We start from the raw sequence: 18,520 nt of genomic DNA, 5'->3' as shown, positions 1-18,520 counted from the left end.
GCAGGTCAATCTCCAGCCAGTGGAACCAGCAGAACATCCACGTGGCTGGCACCGATTACGCTTTTTGCTGAGCAGGACGCGCGCGAAAAGAAGCTGTGGTTATGGTTGCCATAAATGACCAGATCGACCGCGTGTTTACGGCATACATCCAGAATATGTTCATTCAGTGCCCCATAGGTAATAAAGGTATGCTCAATGGGGTACTGTGCTTCTTTGCTGAGCTTGTCGATAAAATCCTGAGTCTCCTCTTGCATCACTTCACGCAGGTCCTCCAGCATAGGTGCTGCAAACTGATTATACAGTTCAGGATCTGAGACCAGGGTTATCAGGCTAATACGAGCGTTGACAGGGCGAGCGATGGAAACCGCCTTGGCTAACAACTGCTGGCTTTCAGGGGTGGCGGCAACGGCCACAAGAATGTGTGTATAGCTCATAACTCGCTCCTTTTTTCAAGAATTATGAGAGGGTTTCTCAGCATTGCTCGGCTTACTCCATACTGCAACGTTTCCTTCCCGGATAGTGTGAATGTCATCATGCTTATTCATTAATTATTCTTATAAATAGAATAATTGCGTCATATAACTTGTAAATACGTTCAGCTTACTTAAGTAAAACTCACCGCTAATGAAAACAATGTGTTAATTAAAAATTAACAAAAGTTAACATTTAATGGGTTATCACTACCCGGTATTAATTAATCACCCTTAATATTTAAGTCATTGTTTATAAAGGATTTAATTGAAATGGTGTTTTACATTAAATATGTGATCAAGCTCGCTATTTCATAACGTGATATTAACGTTTGTGAACAAAATACTATTCGCTTTTATTGCAAGAATATTCGTATGTCAGGAATTGAAATGGCGAATTTGAGGTTAAAAAATAAGCAAAGTAAAAGCTGTGCTGATGGATTTATGTTAAGTGTTTAGCTAGTTTATGTGATCTATGTCACATATTCTTCAAATTCGCAGCATAGCTACGTTGTATGTGTAACGGGCGGCGGGTAGAGTTGCGTCGAATTAGGAAAAATCTTAGACATTTGTAAGAATTGATGTGAGCTTGTAAGGGGCGCGGCTTTCTGAAAAGGGAATGTTTAGACAACGCGTAAGTGCCGTCACGCTGCTATGTATTTGACCTTTTGCTTTTTTTTTACCGGGCCTTCCCGGCGACATCACGGGGTGCGGTTTCACCGCATGAAAACAATGTTGGTTATTATGGATGCAAATAATGCATACATCCGAGTTGCTGAAACACATCTATGACATCAATTTGTCATATTTATTGCTTGCACAGCGTTTGATCGTTCAGGACAAAGCATCTGCGATGTTTCGCCTTGGTATCAGCGAAGAAATGGCGGACACGTTGGCAACATTAACACTTCCACAAATGGTCAAACTGGCTGAAACAAACCAACTGGTCTGTCATTTCCGTTTCGACGATCACCAGACCGTTACTCGCCTGACGCAAGACTCCCGCGTTGACGATCTTCAGCAAATTCATACCGGTATCATGCTTTCAACGCGACTGTTAAGCGACATCGATGAAGCAGCGCGCAAGAAAAGGGCTTGATGATGAGCGAAAAAAGCATTGTTCAGGAAGCGCGTGATATCCAGCTGGCAATGGAATTAATCACATTGGGCGCCCGTTTGCAAATGCTGGAAAGCGAAACGCAATTAAGCCGTGGCCGACTTATCAAGCTGTATAAAGAATTACGCGGCAGCCCTCCGCCAAAAGGGATGCTGCCTTTCTCCACCGACTGGTTTATGACGTGGGAACAAAACATTCATGCTTCGATGTTTTGCAACGCATGGCAATTCCTGCTCAAAACTGGTTTGTGCAGCGGCGTGGATGCCGTGATCAAAGCGTATCGTTTATATCTTGAGCAGTGCCCGCAGCCAGAAGAAGGGCCACTGCTGGCGTTAACTCGCGCATGGACGTTGGTGCGTTTTGTCGACAGCGGATTGCTGGAGTTGTCCCGATGCAATTGCTGCGGTGGGAATTTTATTACCCACGCTCACCAACCCGCAGGCAGCTTTGCCTGCAGTTTATGCCAACCGCCATCACGCGCCGTAAAAAGACGTAAACTTTCCCAGAATGCTGCCGATATTATTCCACAACTGCTGGATGAACAGATCGAACAGGCTGTTTAACTGATACGGTGTGGACAAACACTCCAGCAGCGGTAAGCGATTACCGCTGCTTTTTTTTGTCCTGACCTCGAGTTAACTGCCCGACTGCGCATCCTGTCATAGTCAATTGCGAAAGGATGATGTCGTGCTTATCTTATTAGGTTACCTGGTTGTTATTGGTACAGTTTTCGGCGGTTACATGATGACCGGCGGACACCTTGGGGCACTCTATCAACCGGCTGAGCTGGTGATTATCGGTGGCGCGGGTATTGGGGCATTCATCGTCGGCAATAACGGGAAAGCCATTAAGGGGACGATGAAAGCCATCCCGATGCTTTTTCGTCGTTCAAAATACACCAAAGCGATGTATATGGATCTGCTGGCGCTGTTGTATCGCCTGATGGCCAAGTCACGTCAACAGGGCATGTTCTCGCTTGAACGCGATATCGAAAACCCCAAAGAGAGTGAAATTTTCGCCAGCTATCCGCGCATTCTTGCTGATGCCGTGATGCTTGATTTCATTGTCGATTATCTGCGTCTGATCATCAGCGGCAACATGAACACGTTTGAAATTGAAGCGCTGATGGATGAAGAGATTGAGACGCACGAAAGTGAGGCCGAAGTCCCGGCCAACAGTCTGGCGATGGTGGGGGATTCATTACCGGCGTTCGGGATCGTGGCGGCGGTCATGGGGGTTGTCCATGCGCTGGCTTCTGCCGATCGTCCGGCGGCTGAACTGGGTTCGCTGATTGCACATGCCATGGTAGGGACATTCCTCGGAATTTTACTGGCCTATGGATTTATTTCTCCGCTTGCCAGCGTTCTGCGCCAGAAAAGCGCTGAAACCACCAAAATGATGCAGTGTGTGAAGATAACTCTGCTCTCCAATCTGAATGGTTACGCGCCGCCAATTGCCGTCGAATTTGGTCGTAAGACTCTGTATTCCAGCGAACGTCCATCGTTTATCGAACTGGAAGAGCATGTTCGTGCGGTGAGAAATCCAACTGCGCAGCAGACGACCGAGGACGCATGAAAAATCAGGCCCATCCCATTATCGTTGTAAAGCGACGCAAGCATAAAGGTCACGGTGGTGGGGCGCATGGTTCGTGGAAAATCGCCTACGCCGATTTTATGACCGCGATGATGGCCTTCTTTCTGGTGATGTGGCTCATTTCCATCTCTAGCCCTAAAGAATTGATCCAGATTGCCGAATATTTCCGTACGCCGCTGGCTACTGCGGTAACCGGGGGAAATCGTATTTCGAATAGCCAAAGTCCAATTCCTGGCGGCGGGGATGATTACACCCAGCAGCAGGGAGAGGTGAACAAGCAGCCGAATATCGATGATCTGAGAAAACGCATGGAACAAAGCCGCTTGAGCAAACTTCGCGGCGATCTCGATCAGTTGATTGAATCTGACCCCAAACTGCGTGCGCTGCGCCCGCATTTGAAAATTGATTTAGTTCAGGAAGGGCTGCGGATACAGATTATCGACAGTCAGAATCGCCCAATGTTTAAAACCGGTAGCGCTGAGGTGGAACCGTATATGCGCGATATCCTGCGAGCCATAGCGCCAGTGCTTAACGGCATTCCTAATCGAATCAGCCTTTCCGGCCATACGGATGATTACCCTTACGCCAATGGTGAAAAAGGGTATAGCAACTGGGAGTTGTCCGCCGATCGCGCTAACGCGTCGCGTCGCGAACTGGTTAGCGGCGGTCTGGATGATGGAAAAGTATTACGTGTGGTAGGTATGGCCGCCACGATGCGTCTGAGCGATCGCGGTCCTGAAGACGCTATCAACCGCCGTATTAGCCTGCTGGTTCTCAATAAGCAGGCGGAAGAGGCCATTTTGCATGAAAACGCTGAAAGCCAGAATGAGCCGGTAAGTGTCTTACAACAGCCAGCGGAACTCCCGCCGGCAAGCGTTCCCACATCGCCACCAGCCAATCCGAGGTGATAGCGTGAGCATGGATATAAGCGATTTTTATCAAACATTTTTTGATGAAGCTGACGAACTGTTGGCTGACATGGAGCAACACCTGCTTGATTTGGTTCCTGAAGCCCCGGATTCCGAACAGCTGAATGCAATTTTTCGTGCTGCGCACTCGATAAAAGGCGGGGCGGGCACCTTCGGCTTTACCATTTTGCAGGAAACGACCCATCTGATGGAAAACCTGCTGGATGAAGCGCGGCGTGGCGAGATGCAGCTCAATGCCGACATTATCAACCTGTTTTTGGAAACGAAAGATATTATGCAGGAACAGCTCGACGCCTATAAAAACTCAGAGGAGCCGGATGCCGCCAGCTTTGAGTACATTTGTAATGCGTTACGACAGCTAGCGCTCGAAGCGAAAGGTGAAACCGCACCGGCAGTCGTCAACACCGCAAAACTGAGCGTTGTTGACAGCGCTGCAATGCAGGAAGAGGCGGTTGCACAGCCTGAGTCTGCAAGTGAAGAGAGCAAGAAACGCATTATTCTCACGCGCCTGAAAGCCAATGAAGTGGATTTACTGGAAGAGGAGCTGGGGAACCTGGCGACCTTAACCGATGTGGTGAAAGGGAGCGACACGTTGTCAGCAACGCTTGATGGCAACCTCGCAGAAGATGACATCATCGCGGTGCTGTGCTTTGTGATTGAAGCTGATCAGATTGAATTCGAAACCGTCAGCGCAGCGCCGGTAGCCGTTGAAACTGAAGCAGAAGCTGAAGCAGAAACGGTAGCCGTTGTCGCGAAGCCGCAGCCGGTTGCCGTTGCGCCAGCGGCGAAAGCCGCCGCCAGCGAAGCGCCAAACGGACGTGCGGAACGCGACAAACCCGCCCGTGCCAGCGAGTCAACCAGCATCCGCGTAGCGGTTGAGAAGGTCGATCAGCTCATTAACCTGGTCGGTGAGTTGGTCATCACCCAGTCTATGCTGGCACAACGTTCTAACGAACTGGATCCCGTCAATCATGGCGATCTCATCACCAGTATGGGTCAGTTACAACGTAACGCCCGCGACTTGCAAGAGTCGGTGATGTCGATTCGTATGATGCCCATGGAGTACGTGTTCAACCGTTTTCCGCGTCTGGTGCGCGACCTGGCCGGTAAGCTGGGTAAACAGGTCGAACTGACACAGGTGGGAAGCTCAACCGAACTCGACAAGAGCCTGATTGAACGCATCATCGATCCGTTGACGCACCTGGTGCGTAACAGCCTCGATCACGGTATTGAACTGCCGGAAAAACGCCTTGAAGCCGGGAAAAGCCCAATCGGGAATCTGACGCTTTCCGCGGAGCACCAGGGCGGGAATATCTGTATTGAAGTCACCGATGATGGCGCCGGTCTGAACCGTGAACGAATCCTCGCCAAAGCTATCTCCCAGGGGATGCCGATCCACGAAAACATGAGCGATGACGAAGTCGGTATGCTGATCTTCGCCCCGGGCTTCTCGACCGCTGAACAGGTGACGGATGTCTCTGGCCGCGGCGTGGGTATGGATGTGGTGAAGCGAAATATCCAGGAGATGGGGGGCCATGTTGAGATCCAGTCCAAACAGGGACAGGGGACGACTATCCGAATTCTGCTGCCGCTGACGCTGGCGATCCTCGACGGCATGTCCGTGCGCGTGGCCGACGAAGTCTTTATTCTGCCGCTGAATGCCGTTATGGAATCACTGCAACCGCGCGAAGAAGATCTCCATCCGCTGGCCGGAGGAGAGCGCGTGCTGGAAGTGCGTGGCGAATATTTACCGCTGGTTGAGCTGTGGAAAGTCTTTGAGGTTGAAGGCGCAAAAACCGAAGCGACTCAAGGTATTGTGGTGATTTTGCAAAGTGCAGGGCGTCGCTACGCGCTGCTGGTCGATCAGTTAATTGGTCAACACCAGGTGGTCGTCAAAAACCTGGAAAGCAACTACCGCAAAGTGCCAGGTATTTCTGCAGCAACGATCCTCGGCGACGGCAGCGTCGCGCTGATTGTTGATGTCTCTGCATTGCAGGGATTAAACCGCGAACAACGTGTGGCGATCACAGCCGCCTGATTGAGTGAGAAGGGAATAATATGACCGGTATGAGTAATGTAACTAAACTGGCCGGCGAACCGTCAGGTCAGGAATTCCTCGTGTTCACACTGGGGGATGAAGAGTACGGTATCGATATCCTGAAAGTGCAGGAAATCCGTGGGTACGATCAGGTGACGCGTATTGCTAACACGCCTGCGTTTATCAAAGGTGTCACCAATCTGCGCGGTGTGATTGTGCCGATTGTTGACCTGCGCGTGAAGTTTAGCCAGAGCGATGTGGACTACAACGAAAACACCGTGGTGATTGTGCTGAATCTGGGCCAGCGGGTGGTCGGAATTGTGGTCGATGGCGTCTCGGATGTGCTGTCGCTGACAACGGATCAAATCCGTCCGGCGCCAGAATTTGCCGTAACGCTGTCGACGGAATACCTGACGGGACTGGGGGCGCTGGGTGACCGGATGCTGATCCTGGTTAACATTGAGAAGCTGCTCAATAGCGAAGAAATGGCGCTGCTGGATATTGCCGCCAGTCACGTCGCGTAACCGCTATACCGTATCTGGCCTACAATGATTGCTGTTGTAGGCCGGACACGCGTAACGCATCCGGCAGATTTCCCTTTACGCTTCCCGCTCAACCAGCTCCGGTTCTTCTTCCAGTAAACCTTCATCTTGTGCCAGCATCGCCGTTGCAATCCCGTTACCTAATACGTTGATTGCTGAACGTCCCATATCCAGGAAGTGGTCAATACCCATCAGTAACAGAATCCCGGCAACCGGAATATTAAAGCTCGGAATGGTTGCTGCCAGCACCACCAGCGCAGAACGCGGCACGCCGGCAATCCCTTTTGACGCCAGCATCAGCGTCAGCATCAGGACGGTGATTTCTGCAAAGGAGAGGTGAATGTTATAGGCCTGCGCGATAAACATCGAGGCAAATGAACAGTAAACCATCGAGCCGACCAGGTTAAATGAATAACCGATAGGCAATACAAATGACACGATGTTAGGCGAGCAACCAAATTTGGTTAATTGCTCCAGCGTTTTTGGATAGGCGGCTTCCGAGCTGCTGGTAGTAAATGCGACCAGAACCGGATCTTTCAGCATGCTTACCAGACGAAAAACCTCTTTTTTCAGCATGACATAACCGACCGCCAGCAGAACCAGGCAGGTCAGCAAAATAGCCACATAGTAGCCGCCGATGAACGACGCATAGTTGAGCAGGATCCCCAAACCCTGGGTGGAGATAACGGAGGAAATGGCGGCGAAAATGGCCAGCGGCGCAACGTACATCACGTAGCCAGTCACCTTAAGCATAATGTGGGAGACCACATCCAGCGCGGCAACCAGCGGGGCATTGAACTTCTCACCAAGGGATGCGCCACCAATACCGAAGAACATCGAGAACACCACAATTTGCAGGATCTCATTGTTGGCCATCGCCTCGGCTATGCTGGTTGGGATGGTGTGAGTCAGAAAACCTTTCAGGCTCATGCCGCTCACGGCCAGGCCGGTATCAGTGGCTTCCAGCGGGATCGCCAGGTTCAGCCCGCTGCCGGGTTGCTCAAGAGAAACCACAAACAGACCGACCAGAATAGACAGTATGGAAGAGCTAATAAACCAGATCATCGCTTTGCCGCCTACGCGCCCGATGGTGGACGTTTCCCCCAGGCGCATAATACCGACGGTCAGGGTGCTGAATACTAAAGGTGCGATCACCATTTTAATCAGGCGCAAAAAGATGTCGGTGAGAAGCGTAATATTATCGGCCCAGGCGGTCACTACGCCGGGGGCGGCATAAGAGTGGATCACCGCCCCTGACAGGATCCCCGCCAGCATGAAGATCACGATAAACAACGTGAGTTTGTTTGCATTTGCCACTAAAAAGCCCTCAGTAAGGATTTAACATTTATTGTTCGGTTACTCATTTTTTATATTTATTAATTGGTAACTAAGTATTCATCATATAAATTGAATTAAAGCGCCAGCTGATACAACTTTTTTTAATTTTTTATCCATTTTGTTGTGGTGCAGAGGATATGTATTTGTGATCCTGGTCACGAAATAATGACTATTTCATCCCATATGACCGCGCCCACAGATAAATTTGAATGTTATTCACATGATAATTGTGACGTTTTTATGTGAATGATTTGTGGTTGCCGTACACCCGTCTTCCCCTCCTTCCGCGAGGCTTCACGTCCCTTCAGGATTTCCTTTTCGCAAACGTAAAGTTATCTCAGCGACTGCCGATAACGTTGATAACTCGTTTTCAGGAAGGTGCCTTATGTTTAACCGTATCCGCGTTGTCACAATGCTGATGATGGTGCTGGGGGTTTTCGCACTGCTACAGCTTGTTTCCGGTGGTCTGTTGTTTTCTTCATTGCAGCAGAATCAGCAAAGTTTTGTTATTTCTAACGATCTTCGACAGCAGCAAAGTGAACTCACCTCAACATGGGATCTGATGCTGCAAACACGTATCAATTTAAGCCGTTCTTCTGCACGCATGATGATGGACGCGTCCAACCAGCAAAGCAGCGCGAAAAACGATCTGCTGAAGAATGCGAAAGCATCGTTGGCGCAGGCCGAAACACATTACACAAAATTTAAAAACATCACACCGTTACCCGAGATGGCAGAAGCCAGCGGTAACGTTGAGGAGAAGTATCAGCAGTACCATGCGGCCTTAACAGAACTGGTTCAGTTTCTGGAGAACGGCAATATGGATGCCTATTTCGCGCAACCGACTCAGGGTATGCAAAACGCGCTCGGTGAGGCGCTGGGCAAGTACGCCAGCGTTAGCGAAAAGCTTTACGCTCAGGCATTCGATAAAAGTGCGCGGGATTACCATTTCGCCCAATGGCAGCTTGGCGTGCTGGCCGTAGTGCTGGTGCTGATTCTGGTGGTGGTGTGGTACGGCATCCGCCATACCCTGCTTAATCCTCTGTCTCGCGTCATTGCCCATATTCGGGAAATCGCCAGCGGTAACCTGACCGCGACCCTGGCCGTCAGCGGTCGTAATGAAATCGGCGAGCTGGCCAGTACGGTTGATCATATGCAGCGCTCGCTGACGGAAACCGTCACCCTGGTACGTGAAGGTTCTGATGCGATTTATTCCGGGACCAGCGAAATTGCCAGCGGGAACACCGACCTTTCATCTCGTACTGAACAGCAGGCCTCTGCGCTGGAAGAGACCGCAGCCAGCATGGAACAGTTGACCGCAACCGTGAAGCAAAATGCGGACAACGCGCGTCAGGCCTCGCAACTGGCGAAAAGCGCCTCCGATACCGCACAGCATGGCGGCAAAGTGGTTGATAGCGTGGTGAACACCATGCACGAAATCGCCGATAGCTCGAAGAAAATCGCCGACATCATCAGCGTTATTGATGGTATTGCTTTTCAGACCAACATTCTCGCACTGAACGCGGCGGTTGAAGCGGCGCGTGCCGGTGAACAAGGCCGTGGCTTTGCTGTGGTTGCGGGCGAAGTGCGTAATCTGGCAAGTCGCAGTGCGCAGGCGGCGAAAGAGATCAAAGCGTTGATTGAGGATTCGGTTTCCCGAGTGGATACCGGGTCCGTATTGGTAGAAAGCGCAGGCGAAACGATGAACGACATCGTAAATGCCGTAACGCGGGTGACCGACATTATGGGCGAGATTGCCTCGGCCTCCGACGAGCAAAGCCGGGGGATTGATCAGGTGGCGCTCGCGGTATCCGAGATGGATCGCGTTACGCAGCAGAACGCCTCGTTGGTTCAGGAATCGGCTGCCGCTGCCGCTGCTCTTGAAGAACAGGCCAGCCGCCTGACGCAGTCGGTGTCGACTTTCCGCCTTGCGTCACGTCCGGCGTCGGCTAAGCCGCGCGATACACGATTACCTGCAACGGCGGCTGCATCCTATCCGCGCCAGAACAATGAGCAAGATACGAATTGGGAAACATTTTGACTGATAGTTAAACCGCGGCCAGTGCCGCCCAATGGGAGCGTTGATGTTTAATCGTATTCGAATTTCGACCACGCTGTTTTTGATTTTAATCCTCTGCGGTGTTTTGCAGATTGGCAGTAATGGCTTGTCCTTCTGGGCATTTCGGGACGGTTTTCAGAACCTGAATCAGGTCGAACGAAGTAATCAGCAACGCGCTGCGCTGGCCCAAACCCGCGCTGTGTTATTACAGGCCAGTACGGCCCTTAATAAGGCAGGGACGCTGACCGCCCTGAGCTATCCGCCAGAGGATATCAACACGCTGATGACCCTCGCACGTGATAGCCTGGCGCAGTCTGAATTGATGTTTAAACGCTTTATGGCGACATCGGATACGACGGCACAAGGGAAGGCGCTGTTTGGCGCAACGGAGAAAAGTTACAGCCAGTGGCACAGTGCTCTCGCGCATCAGGCCACCTGGCTTGAAAACAATCAGTTGTCAGATTTTCTGACCGCGCCGGTGCAGGCTGCTCAGGATGCTTTTGATGCAAATGTGAATGCGTGGCAGAGCAACATCGATCGCGTGTTGCAAACGGCAGGAGAGCAGAGCCAGCGAAATTACCATATGTCGGGGGTGATTTTCGCCACCATGGTGGTACTGGCGGCACTGCTCACCAGCGGTGCGCTGTACTGGTCGCGCAAGATGATTGTCCAGCCGCTGGCTATCGTGGGCAGTCATTTCGACAGCATTGCCGCGGGTAATCTGGCCCGGCCGGTAGCGGTTTATGGGCGCAATGAGATCTCAGCCATTTTTGCCAGTCTGAAGAAGATGCAGCAGGCACTGCGTGAAACGGTAAGCGAAGTACGCCAGGGCAGCTCAGCCATGCATAGCGGTATTTCAGAAATCGCGATGGGTAATAACGATTTGTCTTCGCGCACTGAACAGCAGGCGGCCGCGCTGGCGCAAACGGCAGCCAGCATGGAACAACTGACCGCAACCGTAGGACAGAATGCGGATAACGCGCGCCAGGCGTCAGGAATTGCCAAAAGTGCGGCAGATACAGCGCATAAAGGCGGCGAACAGACGTCCCGGGTCGCCAGCACAATGCATGAGATTTCCGCGAGCTCGCAGAAAATTGGCGACATTATCGGCGTGATTGACAGCATTGCCTTTCAGACCAACATCCTTGCGCTGAATGCTGCGGTTGAGGCCGCTCGCGCGGGTGAGCAGGGGCGTGGTTTTGCCGTGGTTGCGGGCGAAGTGCGCAATCTGGCAAGCCGTAGCGCACAGGCGGCGAAAGAAATTAAGGGGCTCATTGAGGAGTCTGTCACCCGAGTGCATCAGGGCTCGCAGTTGGTTGATATGGCTGCGCGCACCATGACGGAAATTGTCAGCTCGGTTACCCGGGTTAACGACATCATGGGCGAGATTGCTTCTGCTTCTGATGAACAGCGCAGAGGCATCGAGCAGGTGGCGCAGGCCGTCAGCCAGATGGACTCCGTGACGCAGCAAAACGCCGGGCTGGTGGAAGAAGCCGCATCCGCCACCGGACAACTTGCCATGCAGGCCGATAATCTTTCTGCCTGTGTCGCATTTTTTAAGCTTGAAGAGCAAACCGTAGCAAAACAAGAATTGGCACAGCCGCAGGTTGTGCCCGTTGTATCCTGAATGTGATTGAGAAGGCGCTATGACATCATCTCTGCCCCCTGGGCAAACGTCATTATTGTTACAGATGACACAGCGCCTCGCGCTGTCTGACGCGCATTTTCGTCGGATATGTCAATTAATCTACCAGCGTGCGGGGATCGTACTGGCCGACCATAAGCGGGACATGGTTTATAACCGCCTGGTCCGCCGTTTGCGAACCCTGGGACTGGATGACTTTGGTCGCTATCTCAGCATGCTGGAAGCTAACCAGAACAGTGCTGAGTGGCAGGCTTTTATTAACTCCCTGACTACCAATCTGACCGCGTTTTTTCGCGAAGGGCATCATTTTCCAGTGCTGTCAGATCATGCTCGTCGGCGCAGCGGTGAATACCGTGTCTGGAGCGCGGCGGCGTCAACCGGAGAAGAGCCGTACAGCATTGCGATTACGCTCGCCGATACCTTAGGTATGGCTCCGGGCCGCTGGCGTGTTTTTGCCAGCGACATTGATACCGAAGTGCTGGAAAAAGCCAGAAGCGGCATCTACCGCCTTGACGAGCTAAAGACGCTGTCACCGCAGCAGCTACAGCGTTACTTCATGCGCGGCACCGGACCGCATGAAGGACTGGTACGCGTTCGGCAGGAACTGGCGGGGCATGTTGAATTTTCCAGCGTGAATTTACTGGATAAGCAGTACAACGTGCCAGGCCCCTTCGATGCCATATTTTGCCGTAACGTGATGATCTATTTTGATAAAACGACGCAGCAGGACATTTTGCACCGTTTTGTTCCACTTCTTAAACCAGATGGGCTGCTGTTTGCAGGTCATTCAGAAAACTTTAGCAACCTCGTGCGCGAGTTTAGCTTGCGTGGACAGACGGTGTATGCGCATGCGCCAGGTAAGGATAAAGCATGAGTAAAATCAGGGTTTTATCGGTTGATGATTCTGCACTGATGCGTCAAATCATGACCGAAATTATTAACAGCCACAGTGATATGGAAATGGTGGCGACGGCGCCGGATCCGTTGGTTGCCCGGGATTTAATCAAAAAATTCAATCCCGACGTCCTGACGCTGGATGTGGAAATGCCGCGCATGGACGGCCTCGACTTTCTTGAGAAGCTGATGCGACTGCGTCCGATGCCAGTGGTTATGGTCTCTTCGCTGACCGGTAAAGGTTCTGAGGTCACGCTGCGGGCGCTGGAGTTGGGGGCGATTGATTTTGTCACCAAACCACAGTTGGGGATCCGTGAAGGGATGTTGGCCTACAGCGAAATGATCGCTGAGAAGATCCGCACCGCGTCGCGTGCAAAACTGGCGGCCCACAAACCCATGACGGCACAGGTGACCTTGAAAGCGGGGCCGTTACTCAGTTCTGAAAAACTGCTAGCGATTGGCGCCTCAACCGGAGGAACAGAGGCAATTCGCCATGTACTCCAGCCATTGCCGCTTTCAAGTCCCGGTATTCTTATTACCCAGCATATGCCGCCAGGATTTACCCGCTCATTCGCCGAGCGTCTGAACAAACTGTGTCAGATCACCGTGAAAGAGGCTGAAGACGGGGAGCGCGTGCTCCCAGGGCATGCGTATATCGCCCCTGGTGACAAGCATATGGAACTGGCGCGCAGCGGGGCGAACTACCAGATCAAAATTCATGATGGTCCACCGGTTAACCGGCATCGGCCTTCAGTGGATGTGCTGTTCCATTCGGTGGCAAAACATGCGGGGCGTAATGCCGTGGGAGTGATCCTGACGGGTATGGGCAACGATGGCGCCGCCGGAATGTTAGCGATGAACCAGGCGGGTGCCTGGACCATTGCGCAAAACGAAGCAAGTTGTGTGGTGTTCGGCATGCCGCGTGAGGCCATCAATATGGGTGGCGTAAGCGAAGTGGTCGATCTTAGCCAGGTAAGCCAGCAAATGCTGGCGAAAATCAGTGCCGGACAGGCAATACGTATTTGAATCAGGAGTTTATTTTTTATGGCGGATAAAGAGCTTAAGTTTTTGGTTGTGGATGACTTTTCCACCATGCGTCGCATCGTGCGTAACCTGCTCAAAGAACTGGGTTTCAACAATGTTGAAGAGGCTGAAGACGGTGTGGACGCGCTGAATAAGCTGCAGGCTGGGGGATTTGGTTTTGTCATTTCCGACTGGAATATGCCGAACATGGATGGCCTGGAACTGCTGAAAACCATTCGCGCTGATGGCGGAATGTCGGCCCTGCCGGTGCTGATGGTTACGGCAGAAGCGAAGAAAGAGAATATCATTGCGGCGGCACAGGCTGGCGCCAGTGGCTATGTCGTGAAACCGTTCACGGCGGCGACGCTAGAAGAGAAACTCAATAAAATCTTTGAGAAACTGGGCATGTGAGGGTGTGATAATGATGATGCAACCACAAATTAAACCTGCTGACGAACATTCAGCCGGGGACATCATCGCGCGCATCGGCAGTTTGACCCGAATGCTGCGCGACAGCCTGCGTGAACTGGGGCTGGATCAGGCCATTGCCGAAGCGGCAGAAGCGATTCCCGATGCCCGCGATCGTCTCGATTACGTTGTGCAGATGACCGCACAGGCGGCAGAGCGCGCGCTGAACAGTGTGGAAGCTTCGCAGCCGCACCAGGACGCGATGGAAAAAGGTGCCAAAGACCTGACCAAACGCTGGGATGAATGGTTCGAAAATCCGATCGAGCTGTCTGACGCCCGTGAACTGGTCACCGATACCCGCCAGTTCCTGGGTGATGTGCCAGGGCATACCAGCTTTACTAACGCTCAACTGCTGGACATCATGATGGCGCAGGATTTCCAGGACCTCACCGGTCAGGTCATCAAGCGCATGATGGATGTTATCCAGGAGATTGAACGTCAGCTGCTGATGGTTCTGCTGGAAAACATTCCAGAGCAGGGCGCTCGTCCAAAACGTGAAAACGAAAGCTTGCTTAACGGCCCGCAGGTTGACACCTCAAAAGCCGGCGTGGTGGCAAGTCAGGATCAGGTTGATGACCTGCTGGATAGCCTCGGGTTCTGATCCGTAGCGTTTTTATTTGCTGGCCCGGCAGGCGCTCGCCGCCGGGCATTCTAACCGATAACGGCTTGCGCGTTATCCGGCCTACAGATACCTATCGTTCTCTTTACTTAATATCCATTTTTACGGTGACGTTGCCTTCATATTTACCGGCTACCGGTTTCCTCTCGGTGGTGCTCACTGGGGCGGCGGTCATTTTAATTACGCCGTTGCCCTGTTCATCCAGGGTTATCGGGAAGTCAAACGAGCCATCGAGCTTGACGGCTGTATCGTTGTCGTCATACATCCTGACGCCGATATCGTCGCGGCCTAACATTTTGGCAATGTAGCCGTCGCTGCCGCTATTCCCGTGGTCGGCGGTTAGGGTCATTTTGATTTTGTCCTGATTATCTGTGGCGGGATTGTCACAATGGTAAGAGATATCGACCGATTTAATGCCATTAGCAGGCGGAACGCCTGGCGTGGTAAATGCGCTGGTAGTGAGAACCGGAAACTCAACCTCAATCTGACTCCCCGCGTTAATGGTGCAACTGAGCGGGGCGCGGAGAACGCCGCCGAGGCGAATCTCGGACACCTTCTCAGGTACGGTACAGCCGTTAGGATTGTTGCTGGAACCGTAGTACAGGCAGGCATAGTTTTCCACGACGGTTTGTGGCTGGAAAATCTCTTCACCAAACACCGGTTTTTTAAGATAGAAAGTGGCGGCAATGACATTCCACTGAAACTGGCGTTTTACCGTGCTGGCGCCGACAGGCCGGGTTTCATCACTGCATACGGATTGCTGTGATTCCGTGGATTTTGTGTTGGCGTCGGCATATTTCTTCATGGTCCGGTTGGGGGTGTAATCGGTAATGTCGATATTGACCATGTTATTACCATCCTGGTGATTGATGGCATCAGGATATCCTGCCAGCTTAACATCCAGCTTTTCGGTGAGGAAACCAACGCCCTCTCTTGAAGTCCCTGACGGTAATGGACTACCAGCAAAAGATATGGAATAAACAGTGGCCCCGCTGTCGATTGGCATGTTTGATGGGCAGCGACAGTTGGCGGTGATAGGCCCACCCGCAGAGACAATGTGTCCCGCATTGTGTGTCATTCCGGAAAGATTGTTGGCCGCCACGACGTCTTGTTCGATATGGGTCGTATAGATGCCCGGCGAGCTAAAGCAGCTTTGTAGTGGCGTAGCTGCGCAAGATCCTGCGGCGCTGAAGAGTATCAGACCGGCGAGCCCGCGCTTTTGGTTAAGGCTGAGCATGTTTTTTCTCCTGAAGACACTGTGCGCGCGTGTTACGTATTCCAGTTGGGTTGTTGCTATCAGAATCGGTTGCCAGGGCCAGCGTTGCACGGCACTGCTGTTCTGGCCCATCGCCCCATTTCACTGTAATGGTCATGCCATCGGTGATACCTGCCAGGTAGAGCACACCGTTTTCATCGACAATACCGGTTTGAGTTTGCCCATCGACACTAGCAAACGCGCCAAAGGGGACGGGACTGCCGCTTTCACGCCGCAAGGTGACCAGTACACGATAACCAACCCAGGTGCTGAAATGGGCGGTGACGGCTGCGTTGCGGGTGGGAACCACGGTGACGACGGTGGCATTGGTATCGACATCATCCGGCAATGTGGTGGTGTCCAGCACAATGCGATTTTCCTGATAGGCGGAAAGGGATGGAATGATCGCGTTGCCAAAGCTATCGCTCTGCACGCCACGCTGATTCTGAAAGCGCAAGCCGGAAGCCTCATCGGTATCGACGATGGCAAATTCGCTACTTAACGGCTGTGCCAGGGTGACGCCGTGAGGATGCGCCACTACGGCGCCGCTGACGCTGTAGCTGATTTGTCGGGAATCGTCAGACGCATAATAATAGCCGCCGCTTAAGTTGGCGTACTGCGAGCGGTAGGTGCTGTAAATGCTGCTGTTATCCGTGCCGTCATGGTTGGTGTGGCTCTGCTGTAGTGAATAACTCAAGCGCTGGTCGTCAAGTAATGTGCCACCCAGCCCAACATTCTGGTTGGTATCGCCGCGTTGGCTGTTGCTGATGTTATAGCTCGCCCAGCTATTCGGCAGCCAGCGGCTCAGCGGCACACTAAGGCTGAAGGAGACGATTCGATCGCTGTCGCGATCGTCATTTTTGCTGTAGGTATAGGCCAGATGGTAGCTGATGCCGTTGACGGTGGTGCTAAAGCCTGCGGATAAATTACGTTCTTTGCGTGAGGTTCCCCAGTAATCCTGTTGGTAGCCGTTAAGATACAGGCTGCTGGAGAAAATGCTTTGGCTGATGCTGGCCTGAATGCGGTTACGTTTATTGTACTGATAGCGCCAGTCATCATCGCCATTATCATCATCTATTCTCTGATTGGCATCAGCAAAGCTGTAATAGCCGCTGGTGGAATAACGATAACTGGCCAGTGTGATGTTGGTGTCGGTAGTTTCAATATTTTTGCTGTACAGCAAGCGGTAAGACTGCCCATCGTGCTGTTCACCGTTATCCAGCGTGGTTTTTGCCCAGGTGACATCTGCGGAAACAGATCCAATAGTGCCCAGCGCGACGCCGACGCCGCCAACGCCAGCCTGATAATCCTCCGCAGCCGTTAGCCCACCAAACAACGTGAAAATATTGTTCAGACCATAAATGGCGCTGCCCTGCACAAACATCGGCTCTTTGTCGCCGCTGTTGTTATTGGCACGATAACGGGCGGCAGTGACTTCATATTTTACCCGACCAGGGCGTAGCATGACCGCCACGCTGGAGTAGGGTTGGGTAAAGTGGCGCTCGCTGCCATCGGCTTCTTTAATCGTTACTTCCATGTCACCGCTGTTAGAGGTGGACGAGATATCGTTAATTTCAAACGCCCCTGGCGCGACGTTAGCCTGATAAATCAGGTAGCCATTTTGCCGCACGGAGACTTCAGCATTGCTGTTGGCAATACCGCGAATGGTTGGCGCGAAGCCTCGCTGGCTAAAGGGCAGCATATTCTCGTCGGAAGCGAGGTTAACGCCCTGATATTGCACGCTGTCGAACACCTCACCACGGGTGCTGTTTTCACCAGCGGTGAACTGAGACTTGAGAAATTGTACGTCATGCTGAATATAAGTTTGCAGCGACTGCCAGGACTGCTCATCGTCGTTTTTGTCCCAGGTGGCATAATTACGCAACCGCCAGCCGCCGAGATTTAGCCCACTTTGTAGGTTCAGGTATTGGTTTTTGTCAGTGCCGCCATTGCCGCTGTCATTTTGCGAGCCAGAAAATGCATAGTTGGCAAACAGAACCGGCACGCCGTTGTCCCAGCGCGAAGGATCTACCGAGCCGCGGCTGTGTTCATCCAGCGCCGCCTGCGGCATACTGATACGCAGCATCATGGCGTTAAAATCGAAGATCGCCGTGGCTGCCGTAATGTACTCCCCCAGTGCTTTGGGCAGTGGTTTATCAGTGGGCAGTGCGGCCAGTTCGCTAAAGGCCTCCACGCGTACGCCCCAGTCGCGCAGCATCGCGGGGGTAATCTGCGGCTGTAATTCGCCGCTGGCGTCGTTGAGGTAGTTGATATCCTGCTGTTTTGAACGCTGCTTGTTAATCACAATCGTTGATGAGTAAGTCCCGGGGAGCTGCGCTTTATTGTTGGAAAACAATGATAGATCAACATCCTCGTGCAGCGCCGCATCGCCTTCCAGCCCGGTGGGTGGAAAGTAGTATTCGCGGGCGTACGGCTGAGTTGAGAACAAAAGCAGAACCGCACCTAGCGCTTGTAATAGCGGGTTGAGCCGCCAGTGTGGCTGGGGCTGTGTCAACGTTTTTACCATTCG

At 52.3% G+C, this 18,520-nt stretch carries 16 protein-coding genes; 12 read left to right on the top strand and 4 right to left on the bottom strand.

Annotated elements, in window-relative coordinates:
- Positions 1-5: 5 nt before the first annotated feature.
- Positions 6-434 carry a universal stress protein UspC gene (uspC, locus tag N0B36_RS07005; protein ID WP_016153445.1) on the bottom strand — a complete coding sequence of 143 codons (429 nt, stop codon included), beginning with the start codon at positions 432-434 and terminating at the stop codon, positions 6-8.
- Positions 435-1,227: 793 nt separating this feature from the next.
- Here uspC and flhD point away from each other — a divergent pair.
- From flhD to cheW, 6 genes are all read left to right on the top strand, one after another.
- On the top strand, positions 1,228-1,569 hold the full coding sequence (flhD, locus tag N0B36_RS07000) for a flagellar transcriptional regulator FlhD (protein WP_016153444.1): 342 nt from the start codon (positions 1,228-1,230) through the stop codon (positions 1,567-1,569).
- Positions 1,566-2,150, top strand: coding sequence for a flagellar transcriptional regulator FlhC (gene flhC / locus N0B36_RS06995; protein WP_085951062.1), 585 nt, complete (start codon positions 1,566-1,568; stop codon positions 2,148-2,150). The genes flhD and flhC overlap by 4 nt, the downstream gene beginning before the upstream one ends.
- A gap of 124 nt (positions 2,151-2,274) precedes the next feature.
- Complete coding sequence (gene motA, locus N0B36_RS06990) at positions 2,275-3,162, top strand: flagellar motor stator protein MotA (protein WP_016153442.1); 888 nt, start codon at positions 2,275-2,277, stop codon at positions 3,160-3,162.
- Entirely contained in the window at positions 3,159-4,088 is a 930-nt protein-coding gene (gene motB / locus N0B36_RS06985; RefSeq protein WP_016153441.1) for a flagellar motor protein MotB, read from the top strand. The genes motA and motB overlap by 4 nt, the downstream gene beginning before the upstream one ends.
- A 4-nt stretch (positions 4,089-4,092) precedes the next feature.
- Positions 4,093-6,147, top strand: a complete 2,055-nt coding sequence (cheA, locus tag N0B36_RS06980; RefSeq protein WP_259686232.1) for a chemotaxis protein CheA — start codon at positions 4,093-4,095, stop codon at positions 6,145-6,147.
- 20 nt (positions 6,148-6,167) lie between these two features.
- Entirely contained in the window at positions 6,168-6,671 is a 504-nt protein-coding gene (gene cheW / locus N0B36_RS06975; protein WP_003034638.1) for a chemotaxis protein CheW, read from the top strand.
- 75 nt (positions 6,672-6,746) lie between these two features.
- On the opposite strand, the gene N0B36_RS06970 is transcribed toward cheW, so the two are convergent.
- Positions 6,747-8,006, bottom strand: a complete 1,260-nt coding sequence (locus N0B36_RS06970) for a dicarboxylate/amino acid:cation symporter (RefSeq protein WP_016153439.1) — start codon at positions 8,004-8,006, stop codon at positions 6,747-6,749.
- Between the two features lie 406 nt (positions 8,007-8,412).
- Here N0B36_RS06970 and tar point away from each other — a divergent pair, with 406 nt between their 5' ends.
- Genes tar through cheZ form a run of 6 tightly spaced genes read left to right on the top strand, consistent with a single transcriptional unit; the run spans position 8,413 to position 14,717 of the window.
- The gene (tar, locus tag N0B36_RS06965) at positions 8,413-10,068 is read left to right on the top strand and encodes a methyl-accepting chemotaxis protein II (protein ID WP_049283065.1); all 1,656 of its coding nucleotides are present in this window, start codon (positions 8,413-8,415) and stop codon (positions 10,066-10,068) included.
- A gap of 43 nt (positions 10,069-10,111) precedes the next feature.
- Positions 10,112-11,713, top strand: coding sequence for a methyl-accepting chemotaxis protein IV (tap, locus tag N0B36_RS06960; RefSeq protein WP_181221643.1), 1,602 nt, complete (start codon positions 10,112-10,114; stop codon positions 11,711-11,713).
- 19 nt (positions 11,714-11,732) lie between these two features.
- Positions 11,733-12,605, top strand: a complete 873-nt coding sequence (cheR, locus tag N0B36_RS06955; protein WP_016153436.1) for a protein-glutamate O-methyltransferase CheR — start codon at positions 11,733-11,735, stop codon at positions 12,603-12,605.
- Positions 12,602-13,651 carry a chemotaxis response regulator protein-glutamate methylesterase gene (locus N0B36_RS06950; protein ID WP_016153435.1) on the top strand — a complete coding sequence of 350 codons (1,050 nt, stop codon included), beginning with the start codon at positions 12,602-12,604 and terminating at the stop codon, positions 13,649-13,651. The genes cheR and N0B36_RS06950 overlap by 4 nt, the downstream gene beginning before the upstream one ends.
- A gap of 18 nt (positions 13,652-13,669) precedes the next feature.
- Positions 13,670-14,059 (top strand): chemotaxis response regulator CheY, encoded by a 390-nt coding sequence (cheY, locus tag N0B36_RS06945; RefSeq protein ID WP_016153434.1) that lies wholly within the window; start codon positions 13,670-13,672, stop codon positions 14,057-14,059.
- Between the two features lie 13 nt (positions 14,060-14,072).
- Positions 14,073-14,717: a protein phosphatase CheZ gene (gene cheZ / locus N0B36_RS06940; RefSeq protein ID WP_029139578.1), complete on the top strand. Its 645-nt coding sequence runs from the start codon at positions 14,073-14,075 to the stop codon at positions 14,715-14,717.
- Between the two features lie 103 nt (positions 14,718-14,820).
- On the opposite strand, the gene N0B36_RS06935 is transcribed toward cheZ, so the two are convergent.
- Positions 14,821-15,972 (bottom strand): fimbrial protein, encoded by a 1,152-nt coding sequence (locus N0B36_RS06935; RefSeq protein ID WP_047502118.1) that lies wholly within the window; start codon positions 15,970-15,972, stop codon positions 14,821-14,823.
- Positions 15,959-18,517 carry a fimbria/pilus outer membrane usher protein gene (locus N0B36_RS06930; RefSeq protein WP_259686231.1) on the bottom strand — a complete coding sequence of 853 codons (2,559 nt, stop codon included), beginning with the start codon at positions 18,515-18,517 and terminating at the stop codon, positions 15,959-15,961. The genes N0B36_RS06935 and N0B36_RS06930 overlap by 14 nt, the downstream gene beginning before the upstream one ends.
- Positions 18,518-18,520 lie beyond the last annotated feature (3 nt).

The sequence above is a fragment of the Citrobacter sp. XY323 genome, assembly GCF_025106035.1.
Taxonomy (GTDB): Bacteria; Pseudomonadota; Gammaproteobacteria; order Enterobacterales; family Enterobacteriaceae; genus Citrobacter; species Citrobacter braakii.
This window is presented reverse-complemented; position numbering and strand designations above follow the sequence as displayed.

Excerpts from the sequence above, each read along its gene's own strand:
- N0B36_RS06950 (WP_016153435.1), top strand. The coding sequence starts at position 12,602 with ATGAGTAAAATCAGGGTTTTATCGGTTGATGATTCTGCACTGATGCGT.
- N0B36_RS06935 (WP_047502118.1), bottom strand. The coding sequence starts at position 15,972 with ATGCTCAGCCTTAACCAAAAGCGCGGGCTCGCCGGTCTGATACTCTTC.
- cheW (WP_003034638.1), top strand. The coding sequence starts at position 6,168 with ATGACCGGTATGAGTAATGTAACTAAACTGGCCGGCGAACCGTCAGGT.
- cheZ (WP_029139578.1), top strand. The coding sequence starts at position 14,073 with ATGATGCAACCACAAATTAAACCTGCTGACGAACATTCAGCCGGGGAC.
- N0B36_RS06930 (WP_259686231.1), bottom strand. The coding sequence starts at position 18,517 with ATGGTAAAAACGTTGACACAGCCCCAGCCACACTGGCGGCTCAACCCG.
- cheR (WP_016153436.1), top strand. The coding sequence starts at position 11,733 with ATGACATCATCTCTGCCCCCTGGGCAAACGTCATTATTGTTACAGATG.
- motB (WP_016153441.1), top strand. The coding sequence starts at position 3,159 with ATGAAAAATCAGGCCCATCCCATTATCGTTGTAAAGCGACGCAAGCAT.
- tap (WP_181221643.1), top strand. The coding sequence starts at position 10,112 with ATGTTTAATCGTATTCGAATTTCGACCACGCTGTTTTTGATTTTAATC.
- tar (WP_049283065.1), top strand. The coding sequence starts at position 8,413 with ATGTTTAACCGTATCCGCGTTGTCACAATGCTGATGATGGTGCTGGGG.
- flhD (WP_016153444.1), top strand. The coding sequence starts at position 1,228 with ATGCATACATCCGAGTTGCTGAAACACATCTATGACATCAATTTGTCA.
- cheY (WP_016153434.1), top strand. The coding sequence starts at position 13,670 with ATGGCGGATAAAGAGCTTAAGTTTTTGGTTGTGGATGACTTTTCCACC.
- uspC (WP_016153445.1), bottom strand. The coding sequence starts at position 434 with ATGAGCTATACACACATTCTTGTGGCCGTTGCCGCCACCCCTGAAAGC.